At 34.4% G+C, this 13,942-nt stretch carries 11 protein-coding genes; 6 read left to right on the forward strand and 5 right to left on the reverse strand.

Annotation, left to right across the window (positions count from 1 at the left end):
• Window positions 1–2,988, forward strand: a complete 2,988-nt coding sequence (locus GQR94_RS18450; RefSeq protein WP_158977997.1) for a DNA polymerase III subunit alpha — start codon at window positions 1–3, stop codon at window positions 2,986–2,988.
• A 205-nt stretch (window positions 2,989–3,193) separates the two neighbouring features.
• Window positions 3,194–3,643 carry a PA2169 family four-helix-bundle protein gene (locus GQR94_RS18455; RefSeq protein ID WP_024480755.1) on the forward strand — a complete coding sequence of 150 codons (450 nt, stop codon included), beginning with the start codon at window positions 3,194–3,196 and terminating at the stop codon, window positions 3,641–3,643.
• 108 nt (window positions 3,644–3,751) lie between these two features.
• On the opposite strand, the gene GQR94_RS18460 is transcribed toward GQR94_RS18455, so the two are convergent.
• The 5 genes from GQR94_RS18460 to GQR94_RS18480 form a co-directional block, all read right to left on the reverse strand.
• Window positions 3,752–4,489, reverse strand: coding sequence for a DUF3891 family protein (locus GQR94_RS18460; RefSeq protein ID WP_158977999.1), 738 nt, complete (start codon window positions 4,487–4,489; stop codon window positions 3,752–3,754).
• 116 nt (window positions 4,490–4,605) lie between these two features.
• Window positions 4,606–6,006 (reverse strand): exonuclease domain-containing protein, encoded by a 1,401-nt coding sequence (locus tag GQR94_RS18465; RefSeq protein WP_158978001.1) that lies wholly within the window; start codon window positions 6,004–6,006, stop codon window positions 4,606–4,608.
• Between the two features lie 11 nt (window positions 6,007–6,017).
• On the reverse strand, window positions 6,018–8,078 hold the full coding sequence (locus GQR94_RS18470; RefSeq protein ID WP_158978003.1) for an ATP-dependent helicase: 2,061 nt from the start codon (window positions 8,076–8,078) through the stop codon (window positions 6,018–6,020).
• A 487-nt stretch (window positions 8,079–8,565) separates the two neighbouring features.
• Complete coding sequence (locus tag GQR94_RS18475; RefSeq protein ID WP_158978005.1) at window positions 8,566–9,474, reverse strand: hypothetical protein; 909 nt, start codon at window positions 9,472–9,474, stop codon at window positions 8,566–8,568.
• Window positions 9,471–10,283: a hypothetical protein gene (locus tag GQR94_RS18480; RefSeq protein ID WP_158978007.1), complete on the reverse strand. Its 813-nt coding sequence runs from the start codon at window positions 10,281–10,283 to the stop codon at window positions 9,471–9,473. Before GQR94_RS18480 ends, GQR94_RS18475 begins: the two co-directional genes overlap by 4 nt.
• A 1,444-nt stretch (window positions 10,284–11,727) precedes the next feature.
• Between GQR94_RS18480 and GQR94_RS18485 the strand changes: the two genes are divergently transcribed.
• The 4 genes from GQR94_RS18485 (at window position 11,728) to GQR94_RS18500 (ending at window position 13,739) form a co-directional block, all read left to right on the forward strand.
• Window positions 11,728–11,925, forward strand: coding sequence for a hypothetical protein (locus GQR94_RS18485; protein WP_024480765.1), 198 nt, complete (start codon window positions 11,728–11,730; stop codon window positions 11,923–11,925).
• Window positions 11,926–12,052: 127 nt separating this feature from the next.
• Entirely contained in the window at window positions 12,053–12,328 is a 276-nt protein-coding gene (locus GQR94_RS18490) for a hypothetical protein (protein WP_233268449.1), read from the forward strand.
• A 144-nt stretch (window positions 12,329–12,472) separates the two neighbouring features.
• The gene (gene rhuM, locus GQR94_RS18495; protein WP_233268466.1) at window positions 12,473–13,444 is read left to right on the forward strand and encodes a virulence protein RhuM/Fic/DOC family protein; all 972 of its coding nucleotides are present in this window, start codon (window positions 12,473–12,475) and stop codon (window positions 13,442–13,444) included.
• 61 nt (window positions 13,445–13,505) lie between these two features.
• Window positions 13,506–13,739, forward strand: a complete 234-nt coding sequence (locus GQR94_RS18500; protein WP_158978009.1) for a hypothetical protein — start codon at window positions 13,506–13,508, stop codon at window positions 13,737–13,739.
• Window positions 13,740–13,942: the final 203 nt, after the last annotated feature.

The raw sequence follows: 13,942 nt of genomic DNA on the forward strand, positions 1-13,942 counted from the left end.
ATGTACCTCAATTGTCATTCATACTATTCCTTACGATTTGGCACCTTTTCAGAAGTAGAACTTTTGAGGATGGGGCAGGCAAATCATATAGCTACACTAGCTTTAACAGATATTAATAATACCTCTGCCTGTATGAATTTCGTTAGAAAATCCAAGGAATTTGGTGTTAAGCCTATTATAGGAATCGATTTTAGGAATGGTGCAGAGCAGCTTTATGTGGGTATTGCTAAAAATAACGAAGGGTTCAGAGAACTTAATGAATTTATGTCTCTTCACTCTCATAAAAGTATCAAGCTACCTGCCATTGCCCCAATATTTGAGCATGCGTTTATTATTTATCCTTTTGAAAATGTCTTACAATTAGAGAAGGTAGATTTTGAAGCGCATGAATACATCGGTATTTCCGTAGAAAATTTAAGGCGATTACCTTTTTCAAAATACAAATCCTATACCGATAAATTGGTCATCCAACAACCGGTTACTTTCCGCAATAAGCGCGATTTTAATGCACACCGATTGCTACGTGCCATTGCCAACAACACCTTATTAAGTAAATTACAACAAACAGAAGAGGGGCGTTTGTCTGAACAAATGCTATCCAAAGACAAACTCTTAGAAGCTTTTCAAGAGTTTCCGCATTTGGTAGCGAATACCAAGACTCTAATGGCGGAATGCGAGGTGAACTTTGGGTTCGGAGAAAGTAGGGTTTCTCAAAACCAACAGGTATTTGGCACTTCAAAAGAAGAAGATTTCAACCTCTTGCAACAACTCTGTGAAGATGGCTTGCCTAAACGATATCCTACCCGTACCGATGCTGTGAGTAAGCGTCTGGCGGTGGAGTTGGAGACCATTAAGAAAATGGATTTCGTGTCTTACTTTCTAATTAATCATGATATTGTTAAGTATGCCAATTCTAAAGGCTATTTGCATGTGGGGCGGGGTAGTGGTGCCAATAGTATTGTCGCCTATATTATTGGAATTACAGATGTAGACCCTATTGAATTGGATTTGTATTTTGAACGTTTCATCAACCCATACCGAGTTTCTCCACCAGATTTTGATATCGATTTTAGTTGGAAAGACCGGGAAGATGTCACCGCCTATATCTTCCGTCGGTTTAAAAATACCGCGTTATTAGCCACCTATAATACTTTTAAATATAGAGCCGTAGTTCGGGAATTAGGAAAAGTATTCGGCCTTCCAAAAGAAGAAATAGACAAGCTCTGTAAAGGTCATTTTTCTAAGAATGATTTGGATGATATGGGAAAACTGGTCTTAAAATATAGTGCACTGATTAAAGATTTTCCCAATTATTTAAGTGTGCATTCCGCCGGAATTCTAATACTAGACCAGCCTATTCATTATTATTCCGCTACAGATTTACCCCCCAAAGGATTTCCAACGGTGCAGTTTGATATGATTATTGCAGAAGATGCGGGTATTTTTAAGTTTGATATTCTAGGACAACGTGGTTTAGCCAAAATTAAAGAGGCTATGGAGATTATCAAAGAGAATAGGCCTGATGTGCCTGAGATAGATATCACCCAAATAGAAACATTTAAAAACGATGCTAATATCAATAACTTATTAAGCAGAGGAAAAGCTATTGGCGCATATTATGTAGAATCTCCTGCCATGCGTGGTTTAATGTGTAAGCTAAAAGTCAATGATTATTTAGGCTTGGTGGCTGCCAGTTCTGTTATTCGCCCTGGAGTATCTAGTTCTGGAATGAAAAATGAATACATTCGCAGACATCGTGAGCCTGAGCGCAGAAAAGAGGCCAATGCTATTCTAGCCCAAATTATGCCCGAAACGTATGGTATTATGGTCTATCAAGAAGATGTATTGAAAGTCGCCAATCAGTTTGCGGGTTTAGACTTAGGAGAAGCAGATGTGTTGCGCCGTGGCATGAGTGGTAAGTTTAGATCTAGAGCAGAATTTACCCGCGTAGAAGAGAAGTTTAGGAGTAACTGTAAGGCAAAGGACTATCCTGATGCATTAACTACAGAGGTATGGGATCAAATTGCCAGTTTTGCAGGTTACGCCTTTGCTAAAGGGCATTCTGCGTCTTATGCTGTTGAGAGTTACCAGAGCATGTATTTAAAATGCTACTATCCTTTAGAATTTATGGTGGCGGTACTAAATAATGGAGGCGGTTTTTACAGCACAGAACATTATATTCACGAAGCACGGATGTGGGGGGCTCAGATACATGCACCTTGTATTAATCTAAGTGATCATCATAATACGATTAGGGGAGTCGCTATTTATTTAGGTTTTGGTTATCTAAAAAATCTAGAAAATTTGGTGGTACAACGGTTTTTAACAGAACGGCAATTGTACGGTGCTTTCAAATCTTTAGATGATTTTATAGACCGTGTGGTAATAGGCATAGAGCAATTGGCAATCCTAATTAGAATAGGAGCTTTTAAATTTACAGGGCTTGCTAAGAATGAACTGCATTGGCAAGGTATCTTTAAAATTAATGCCCTCAAGAAACGCTCTGGGAATCCGTCATTATTCAAACCAAAACACAAACAGTTTGAGCTTCCTAAATTAGAGCATAGTTGGGTAGAAGAAGCCTATGACCAAATAGAACTCTTGGGGTTTCCGTTGTATAGTTATTTTGAGTTGATATCAGAAGAAATTTTAAGCGACGCTAAAGCTAAGGACATGCAGTACCACCATGATAAAGAACTATTGCTTTATGGCATTCTCGTAAACACCCGTTTTAATACCACTAAGAACAATAAAAATATGCGTCTGAGTACTTTTGTAGATCAAGAGGGCGATTATTTTGATGTGGTACATTTTACCAATGTAGTAGATAAATACCCTATTCACGGTATGGGCGTGTATGCGTGCTATGGAAAAGTAACTGAAGAATTTGGACACTGTAGTATGGCTGCCATTTGGACCAAGAAACTAGCATTTAAAACGGATCCTAGAGCTTCTGACAAACCTACGTTTAAGAGTTTGAAGAAGTAGCAATTATAACTCATTACACCTAGTGTTGTAATTTTCTCTCCGGCAAAATACTGCTAGTAATAACTTCCATACTACAAGCAGTAATTTAGGCACAACTCTTTTACGTTAATATCGCTTTTGATTGAAATAATTTTTTGTTCCCACAGCGGGTATCTTTAGGTTATCAATAACGGTACTATAGAAAGTACCACTTAAATTAAAAATTATGAATTCAGATATAAAAGAGATCGAAACTAAAATCAATTCAATAATCCAAAAAAACGAAGATGCTATAATGGGCTATGAAAAAGCAGCCGAAAATGCAAAAGGAATTGGACTCCAAAGCTATTTTAGTAATAAAGCATTGGAACGAAAAAATTTCCTTATCAGTTTAAAATCTGCTGCACCTGCTCTTAATTTAAGAGAGGATATAGACGGCAGTGTAACTGGCGCCTTGCACCGCACTTGGATGGATATTAAAGCGGCATTTTCTAGTGACGATGATGAAGCTATGCTCGAAGAAGCCATTAGGGGAGACAAAGCTGCCATTGAAGAATATAATGAAGTATTATCAGATGTGCATTTACCCGTAGCCATCGCGACGCTTATAAGACAGCAAATAACATGGATTAGAGAAGATTTAGAAAAAATTAAATCTTTAGAAGATGTCATGTAATACAAGTCAGAAACAAAGAAAGCTCCTAAATTAGGAGCTTTTTTTATGTTTTTTTTTAGTCCGATTATTATTCCTGAATCCTATTACGAATTACTTCAAGTGTACCAATTAATTTGAATTTTTAAATCTTATTTTCTGCAGTTTCACGGCTGATGATTCCAAAACTTCTTTTAGTTCTTGGTTAGATTCAAAATTTACTTGATTCAGAATTTTATACTCAAAATCGACTTCAAAACTGTCATCTTCAAAAATCCAAGGAGTCACTAAGAAGGTGCCATCTGCATTCCGGTTGATGCTGTAAGTCTTGTTATTTATTGACGTGTTGATCTCCAATTTCCGTCCCGTTTCAGGAACCTCTTCTCCACAAATTATGAGTGACAGCCTATCACAAAAAAGTAGGATGCTATACAAATCATCTTCAGTTTTTTTATTGATCCCATATAGTTTTCGCAGTGTTTTACTTTTTTCAGCGCTGTCTGCCAAGAATTGTTTCATTTCTTGGTTGGAATCATTTCCATACAGAAATTGTAAATGCCGAGCGATTAGTAAAACAAGCCACCCAGATTTTTGCTCAGATGCCGCATATAACTTTTTGGCGTGTTTAATAGCATCTCTTTCATAACCACCATCCATCATAAAATCTCTAGGCGTCCCTACCTTGGTCAAGTAATTGGTCGCATCAAAATCTACCATATGATCGTCATGATCGGTGATGGCCGTTAGCGTTTCTACCCAATGAGAATACCGCAATTCTTGTTTTAATTGATACGCAAATTTGCCCGCCAATAACGCGTGTGTATAATGCGAAATAATTTTCCATCCATCGGTATGGTGCCTAACGATCATAAGGGCTAAGTTTAAAGATAATTGTATTTATTCAATTCTAAAGTTCCAATTATTCGGCCTCTTTTATTACACTAATTCGCTAAATATTTAATGCATTTAATAATCTATATGTAATTTCAATTGGCATATTTTTCGGAATCTAAAAGTTTAATTTTATACGGATTACGTTTTCGATACGCTGAAATAATTTTAGCAGAATGGTATGAGTGTTCTTTGGCATCAATGACATGCAATAAGTCAGAAATTCCTTGTATCAATTCATTTTTGTCTACAAACCCAAAGCCTTGGTACACTCCGTGTAGTACCAAAATAACACCTTGTTCCTGGCTGTTCCTGCCTTTTTCAAATATCACGAAATTTTCATTCTCATTGTTTAAATGATCTAGTGCCTGTGTTACACGGTCATTGTATGCTTCAAGAGCTTCTTCTTCCCTACAGATGCCTTTACAACTACTAAAACTCACGGTGCTACATTTTGTTTTTACACTGTGCACGCCGGTATAGCTGGGGCACAAATCAAATTTTTCAGTAAGCTGGGCAAGTCGTTCAATAGCTAAAGATCGTTTCAAGAAAATTTCTGTAGGGGTGTGTTGAAATGGTCTTCTCTCTACTTTTAATTGGAGAATTCCCTTCTTATTTCGGATGGGAACAATCAAGTAGGTGATGTGTTTTTTCTTCTGAATATAATTATAATAGGGGTCTAACTTTGTTATTAAATCTGCTTCTCGCAACAGGGCTAGTAACTCACTCCCCATAGGCTCAAAATCAATAAAATAAGTAGCAGTACATAACAGCAGTTCTTTTTCTGTTGTGGCAGTAAAGTGACTTAAAACTCTCTTTTTTATGTCTTTAGCTTTTCCTACATAGATAACTTCTTTATGCTCATTTTGAAACTTATAAATTCCCGGGACCTTAGGCAAGCGATCCAATTGTGCACCGGTGATATGCTTGGGAATCCGGTAGTTTAATTTTGGCTTAGGCTGAAGCAGTGCTGTTATTATTTCTTCGTTTTCATCTAATGCTAGCAACCTTTGAAAAAGGGTGCTCGTGGCTTCATTAGACTCCTCTAAAGAAGCTGCTGCATCGTACGGAATCCCTAAGACCCCAGATAGATAAGGTAATTCATAGGATGTCATATTCGGAATCAATTTCTTAGAAAGTCTCACGGTACATATTTGAGGCATCTCAAAAGCATACCCGATATGCCGAAATTGGGTTTTCAGATGATACTGCAAAAATGAAACATTATGCCCTACTAAAATACACCCCTGAAGTTCTTTCAGAAGGGTATCGGCAACTTCTGAAAAGCTTGGCGCATTTAACAATGCTACATCTGTTAGGCCTGTTGCCTCTTGGAGGTATAAGGGGATACGCTCCTCAGGATTAATAGACGTAGAAAGTACACACCTCCAATCTCCTTCAATAAATTTATGGATTACGATACCTACGGTTCTGAAATATATGGGTTTGCGGCCATAATTAATCATAGAAATGACCGCATAATTTTTATTAGACATAAGCTATGGCATTAATTAAAGTCCATCCCAGACGATAAGTCAATGGTATTAGGTTGGGGCGCATCTTTGAAGCTATTAAATTGATGCCCAACAGTCTCCTGTGTTACAAGTTTTTCCGGCAGGCCTGTTAAAAAGTACGTTTCCGCATCATCGGTGTTTTTTCCGTCTTGGGTAGGGGTAGACCTGGCATGAACTGCTGAAATGGATGCGGTGTTTCGGGTAATAATCAATCTATTTTTTGCACGCGTAAGCGCTACATACAACACCCGACGATCTTCTTCTATAGCATCAATATCGTCCAAAGAATAAGCAGATGGAAAAGATTTTGGGGATACATTCAGCACAATACACACATCTGCCTCTAAACCTTTTGCAGAGTGAATGGTAGAAATAATCACATGATCTTTTTGCTCGTCTGTACTTAATTTAGATTCCGTCAATACATTAGCACCATTCATTTTTTCGGCATTATCTAAAAGGCCTTCTCCTATAAACTCCCCTAAACTAGAATAGCTTTCGGCTAATAATTTAAGCACAGGAAAATCAGCCTTACGTTTTTCGGTCCAATCTTTTCTGTATTTAAATGCTAAACCTAGTGCCATAGCTTCATAGGAGATCTCTACCATTTTACCCACCTTTCCTTTTTCTTGAGTAACGGCCTGGTACAATTCTGATATTATTTGGCCGTCAGATCCCGAAATATTCGCAGCTAATAAGGTGGCAATATCCGTTTTTCCTTCGTCTGCAATGATGGCAGCCATGATTCGTGAAGCTCTAACTTCACCGATACCTTCCCAAAAGGTCAGAAATCGAACCCATGCTATTTCATCATAGGGGTTGTTTACAATCCGTAGTAAAGACACTAAATCTTTTATATGAGCAGCCTGTAAAAATTTCCGACCTCCATAGGTGACATACGGTATTTTTCGCCTAATAAAAACGGCTTGTAGTGATTTGGTGTAATACTGTGACCGTGATAAAACCAAGTGGTCTGAAAAGCTACGATCTTCGTTGGTATAATTCTTCAAAATTTCATCCGCAATCCAATTTGCTTCTTGCCACTCATCACTCACATTAACAATAATTGGTCTTTCGCCGCTACCACGCACTGCTGCTAAGCGTTTGTTATAGTCAATAGTAGCATTGTCTAACAACCAATTAGAGAGATCTAAAATTTCTTGTGTAGACCTGTAGTTCTTTTCTAATTTATAGACTTCAGAATTTTTTACCCGATCTTTAAATTGATGCACATTTTTAAAATCAGCTCCTCGAAAAGAATAGATAGATTGCGCGTCATCTCCAACACAGAAAAGTTTGCATATTTCTACGAAAGGCGATAGTAGTTCCCATTGTAGCGGATTGGTATCTTGCATTTCATCAACAAGCAGGTATTCCAAGTTTTGAGCTAGTAACTCCCGAGCATCAGCATTTGATTTTAACTGCGTAGCGACCACCAATAGGAGATCATCATAATCTAAATAGCGTTGTTCCATTTTCTTTTGCTGATAGGCACGCAAAAGGACTTCCACATGGGGTTTCATTGCAGCAATCTCATAATCCGTGTCCTTATCGGTCCTACTTTTAAAAAGAAGAATACGTATAGATTCCGTTAAGTTCTTCTTTGTATTTCTAGCATACGAGTAGATATCTAAAAGTTGCTGGGGTTTTATTCGTAATTTCCCATAGCTATCCGCATGGGTGCCAGACATCATTTTCATAATTCCTAACTGATCGTCCGGATCAATGACTGTAAAGGCTGCAGCACCAAATAAATTAGGATATTTTAATATTAATTGATTACACCAGGAGTGAAATGTAGCACCGTTAATAGCCTGACTATTAGATTGTGGCAAACTAGCCTTTACACGTTCTACTATTTCATTAGCAGCCTTTTTAGTGAAGGTTAGAATTTGTATTTTTGAAGGATCAACGCCAGAAGCAATAAGGTGCGCGGCACGTGCAATAATGGTACGTGTTTTTCCGGTACCTGCTCCGGCAAGTACCAGTAGATGTTGACCCTCATAGGTAACCGCTTTTAGCTGTCCCTGATTAAGTTCTTCCGTTATATGCATTCCTTTAAGATTAAAATGAATGATTAATTTCCTTATGGATATAATCCATTTAAGTGGATAATTTCCAAAATTAAGGAATTTTTCTTACATATTCGAATGCTACAGGGGAGGAGGAATCTTTATCTTCTTTTATGCAATTTTTTTTACGGATTTATAACACCTCATACCTCAGGTATTTGCTCGGATGTATACCTTAGAATCTCCAAATACTTTAAAACAGTAGTTTTGGTATGAGTCGGATTTTGATGCTACCCCATGAATATAAAACTAGTATAGTGCTATAAAACTGTGCTGACTTAGCTAACTAACACCGCTACTTTTTTTAGCACTTCATTGTAATAAAAAAAATAGCTTAGGTTCATGACCTAAGCTATTTTTTGTAGATGTATTCTGTTACTTTCATACAGCATCCTAATCTTCATTAATATTAAATATAAAATATAACGACATTGTAAATAGATACCAATTTCTCGATGAAACACTAACCTCATTTGCTATTTGTAGAGCTATCTAGTGTTATTTTATTATTTATTTTTTTTAGAATTTCATACACTATTTTTTTATTCCCTTCATTTTGACGTCTACCCCAAAAAGAATAAATGTATAGTAATCTATTTGAAGTTGCGTCTATTCTGCAGCCCTGTCCATAAATGTTTTGAACATAATGATCAGAATTAAAATCAAAATTTGTATAAATTTTATCTTTTCTTAGAATGTTTATAACATCATCAGAAGCAATTGAATTTATATATTTCATATGAATCTCACTAGTATTTACCCATTCCCCGTTAATATATCTGCTAGGAGTATTGAATACTTCATAAATATGATTAAATTCTTCTTCGTCTAGTTCTTCATAAACTCTAATAAGAGCTTCGCAGGTAACTTTTATACCAGATTTATCATAATATTCATAAGGAAATACCGAGACTAATATACTTATCGTTTCTTCTGAAAAGAATTGATGAATATTTTCTGAACTTCTGTCAAAATGGTAAACGATCTTTTCTAAAGGTGTTAATTCAAATATGTCTCTATAAGAATTGAAAAGATAACCATTGTATAGTCTTATGAAATCAAAACCACATTCATTACTTAAAAAATTGTTTTTCATCCTTTCAAAAAGGGAAGGCATATCCAATAAGGTGTTTAAGCTATCATGCAATTGAGGTTTAATGTCTTCTTTCAATAAATAGTTAGTTAGATTTGCTGTTTGTTGTAAGCTATCTAATTTTTTCCGGTAAGATTGCACTTCATCTTCAAGGGTATTAATAGTAATTTTTATAGCATCAAATTTTATTTCCTGCTTCGCAAGTTTTTCTTTTTCAACATCATTATTACATGAACTTAGAATGAATATTGAATATATAAATATGTAGTATTGAAAAAGCTTCATTGTTTGTTAGTTAATTTAATTTGTGTTTTTTCCATTATACTATATACAATACCCGAATTACCTTCTTTATATCTTCTTGCCCAAAAAGAGTAAACAATAAATTTAAGATTTGTCTTTGATTCCGAAGTATTAAAATGAGTTGAATAGCTATTTTCGTCTATTGTACTTATTTGATTAATCAAATAGTTTATTTCGTCTCTTCTTTCCAAGTATCCTTCTGTACTAAGCTCATATATTTCAGATAAAACTACAAAATCATTATATTTCAATTCTTTACCTGCATCAAGAAATAATTCTAAGTAAAGATCTAATTTGGACTTATCATAACTATTATTCTCATCTAATAAAGATATCATGTAATCTATATTTGCCTCTTCAAAAAATAAATTTATAAATTTTGTTGTCCTATATTTATTTTCAAACAAAAAATTCAAATCATCAATCTCCTTTAAATTCATCCAATTATTTATGATAGAATTTAGGACATTTTGTGATTGCTTTAAATTCAGTTTTTTAAACAACGTTAAAATTTGACTTTGGGTATTTTTCTTTAAATTCTCGGAATTAATATAAATGACATTTTTGTAATAGGACTTACTTATATAGTTCTTATTAATATTTGCTTTTTCTTGATCAAATCTTTCTTTAAGACTATCTAATTGGTTTTCTAGGTGTGATTCTTTAAGCTTTAGACCTTTAGTTTTATTTTCTATTACTTCAATATTACTTTCAATATCAGCTTTCTCAGAATTACAGGATAATAATACAATTCCAAAAACAAGGGATATTATTTTTTTTATAAAATTCATTTTAATTTTTAGTTATTTATGGTTACTGTTAAAACGTGAAAATTAGGACAAAAATATACGTGATAACGGTTTTTCTTATTACTCGTAGCGCAAAAATCAGTAATCATGTTGCAATAAAACACTACACTATCCGTACTTTAAGTATTGATTTAATCTTCGGATTTTTAAATTTAACATTATATTTAAAACAGTATTATACTAGTCTAGAATCAATTTACTTAGTACATTAAGTGAAAAATCATAAGGGATAATTACTCTGCTAATATAGAACATAATATTATTTAAAAATGCATGGAAAACTGTAGAGTGGACAAATAATATACCTTACAGTTTTGGATGATGGTAAAAAATGGAGCGTTTGATAAATAAGTGCTAATCTTTTCATCTGCACAAAATTCTCACAAAGTCATTCTAATCCATAGCTTCAATCGTTGTTTGCGTTATATTCTTCAGTTACCACACATTGCCTACAATAGGTCTAAGCTGCACGGTAAATTGTAAAGTCATCGGGTTACGGCCTAGATCCCTGGCAGGATTCATATTTCCACCGAAAAGAGCGTTAAGAATCAAATGCTGTTTGAGCGATAGCGAGTTCATTTGATTTAGCGAATAAGGATGTGAAATATATCCGAAGGGTCAAGCTTTGATTTTCCCGCCTGCCGGCAGGCAGGTTTGGTTCGTTTTTTTATCAAGAAAAAAATGAATAAACAAATACCTAAATTTTTCTGAAAATTGCAATAAGCTAATAATCAATACACTACATAAAATTTATTTTAATAATATCTTGGACAGGAGTACCTTGAGACAGTAGTGCAAGCGAGGAGCGCTTAAGCACAGAATGAACAAGTTATTCCCTGCCCCTTAATTTGAACATCGATTTTTAGCAGATTTCTACGGTAATTATACCAATACCTCAAAGGGAATTTAGCTAGTTTAATAAAGCCGAAATTCTTACTCAAACGCAACTGTTACGGTAGGATTTCAGCCTGTTTGTCTGCAAAAGATTTTAACACTCAAAACTAAATAGAAATCCCCAATCCTTAGCGTAAATAAAAGCGTTACGTAGTCGTATGTTAGAATAAAAAACGTGTGGTAACAAATCTTATAAGTAATGCAGAGGTTTGGTGTTTAATTAAATCGTTTGTGTATAGTTACTATGTCGCCAAACCAGTTTGATTAGACATTTAGAACGAAATAAAATTAAACGCAAATAAAATGCTTTGGCTAAGTGCTTAAAGATAAGTTAAACGCAAGTTTGCTTCCGCACTACGCATAGCTTGAACGTTACCTCATATTTCATCGTATTACTTTAATATGAATTAGGTTTTACTACTAAGCCCGATTATAAGAATCCTATAAAAGGGTACTGACATAGTAGTAAATACCTAGTTTAAGGTATAATTTCAAAATATAGTATTAATTTGTACCGTAAACAGCTAAAACTATGGAACGTGTAGACAAAAAAATAATACAACTATTATCAAAAGGTTATAGAACTCCAGAGATCTCAAATCATTTTATAGAAAAAGGGATAACACCTAGTTCGGTATCTTCTGTGGAAAAAAGAATCAAAGCGATAAAGAAAGTTTACGGAGCCAAAACCCTATTTCATTTGGCGGTGCTGGTAACTAAATCAAAATAAAGATCTTTTGCCAAAACAGTTTTGCAGCTAATTTCAACGATATTTATAAAAATAACAACACACTGCGGTTTTCCACAGTATTCGATTATTTCTTTTTATGATATTTGGTTATAAGTAATGATACTGTATGTGTTGTAAATTGATATCTTTAAATATTGATAGAATTCCCCTCGAAAATCAATTATTAAATGCGAAATATGATTACGATGCCAAGTATGCACGAATTCATAAACGCTTAATGGAAAAAGACCCGTTAACCGATAGCGAACGCAAATTGTTTGATGCCTTAAAAGGATTAAAATCAGCGGTAACTACAGAAATTCAGCAAAACGCTAATAGTTTGGAAAACGAGAGTTATGTAGAAAGAATGGTGATGCGCTTGGTAATCAACCAATTTAAATAAGAACATAAGATAGCGATTAATACTACCGATGTTAGTCGTATTAATAGTAGTATAGTTAAAGAATATAGGAACGAATACAACGGTAATGTTGCTTAATAAAAAAGATGCCGCAACTGTCGCAAAAAAAGAGACGGTTCAAAATAGATGATGAATAAAGGCGAAATAATATTATATAATGATAAACCTAATGTAGAAATACGTCTGGAGAACAATACTATTTGGTTAAATCAAAAACAAATGGCAGAATTATTTGATAAAGATTCTGACACTATTGGCTTGCACTTAAAAAATATATATACTACTAAAGAATTAAATAAAAATGCAACTACCGAGAAATACTCGGTAGTTCAAATTGAAGGAAAAAGGGAAGTAAACAGAAAGGTTTTATTCTATAATTTAGATGCCATTATTTCCGTAGGGTATAGAGTGAATTCTAAAAGAGGAACACAATTTAGAATATGGGCAAATAGCATTTTAAAAGACTATTTAGTTCAAGGTTATGCTATAAACCAAAAACGATTAGAACAAAAAGAACAAAAAGAACAAGAAGTAAAAGTCTTAAAAAGTGGGATTCAAATTTTAAGTCGTGCTATTGAAGAAAAAACTGAAGATAACGAATGGTTAACTGTTTTTGCTAAAGGATTAAGCCTGTTAGATGATTATGACCATGAACAATTAGATGCTAAAGGACTAACAACAACAGAAGCCAGTTACCCAAGTTTAGACGATTATCAGGGGATAATTAACCAAATGCTAACCGAGTTTGATTCTGATGTCTTTGGTAAAGAAAAAGATAAGAGCTTCGAGAGTTCCGTGGCGCAAATAGGAAAAGGATTTGGAGCTGATGATTTTTACCCAAGTTTAGAAGAAAAAGCAACCATGCTTTTATATTTTGTAGTGAAAAACCATTCGTTTGTAGATGGCAATAAACGTATAGCAGCAGCTTGTTTTTTAAAATTTTTGCAACAAAATAATATGCTGTTTAATAGTGAGCAACAACCTATAATTAGTAATTATACATTAGCCAGTTTAACATTATTTATAGCTTCTAGCAAACCAGAAGAAATGCAAACGGTAACACGTTTAGTAATTAGTGTTCTGAATAGAAATAAATAATTTAAAAATAAAATTTTGATGGTATAGACCTGTATAAAACTACCGAAAAAAAGCGGCGAACTTGTTCTATTTTGTAGTCAAGAACCACTCGTTTACAGAGGGCAACAATCGTATAGCTGCCTTCATTTTTGTATGGTTCTTGGAACGTAATCATTTATTGTACGCTAAAAATGGAGAAAGAATAGTGGCAGACACTACGATAGTAGGCCTTATCGTAATGATAGCGCAAAGCCACCCTAACGATAAAGACATGATGGTTAAAGTGGTCGTAAACCTACTGGCTCAAAAACAATAAAATTTAGTATAAATAGCTATTTGATGTTTAAGGAATACTTTAAATGAACTTCTAAAGCTTTTGCTATTTCTCACAATGTAGATTTAGTAAAATTACTAGGCCTTCACACTCAATTTTTCCATTATTTTATAAATTATTTGCAATACTGCGGGAAACCGCAGAACTATGTTGTGATAGTTTATGATATTTGTTTTTATTTAATT

The organism is Cellulophaga sp. L1A9, assembly GCF_009797025.1.
Taxonomy (GTDB): Bacteria; Bacteroidota; Bacteroidia; order Flavobacteriales; family Flavobacteriaceae; genus Cellulophaga.

What these genes read in the sequence shown, in the direction of transcription:
- GQR94_RS18450 (WP_158977997.1), top strand. Translation starts at nt 1, where the DNA reads ATGTACCTCAATTGTCATTCATACTATTCCTTACGATTTGGCACCTTT.
- GQR94_RS18455 (WP_024480755.1), top strand. Translation starts at nt 3,194, where the DNA reads ATGAATTCAGATATAAAAGAGATCGAAACTAAAATCAATTCAATAATC.
- GQR94_RS18460 (WP_158977999.1), bottom strand. Translation starts at nt 4,489, where the DNA reads ATGATCGTTAGGCACCATACCGATGGATGGAAAATTATTTCGCATTAT.
- GQR94_RS18465 (WP_158978001.1), bottom strand. Translation starts at nt 6,006, where the DNA reads ATGTCTAATAAAAATTATGCGGTCATTTCTATGATTAATTATGGCCGC.
- GQR94_RS18470 (WP_158978003.1), bottom strand. Translation starts at nt 8,078, where the DNA reads ATGCATATAACGGAAGAACTTAATCAGGGACAGCTAAAAGCGGTTACC.
- GQR94_RS18475 (WP_158978005.1), bottom strand. Translation starts at nt 9,474, where the DNA reads ATGAAGCTTTTTCAATACTACATATTTATATATTCAATATTCATTCTA.
- GQR94_RS18480 (WP_158978007.1), bottom strand. Translation starts at nt 10,283, where the DNA reads ATGAATTTTATAAAAAAAATAATATCCCTTGTTTTTGGAATTGTATTA.
- GQR94_RS18485 (WP_024480765.1), top strand. Translation starts at nt 11,728, where the DNA reads ATGGAACGTGTAGACAAAAAAATAATACAACTATTATCAAAAGGTTAT.
- GQR94_RS18490 (WP_233268449.1), top strand. Translation starts at nt 12,053, where the DNA reads ATGTGTTGTAAATTGATATCTTTAAATATTGATAGAATTCCCCTCGAA.
- rhuM (WP_233268466.1), top strand. Translation starts at nt 12,473, where the DNA reads ATGATGAATAAAGGCGAAATAATATTATATAATGATAAACCTAATGTA.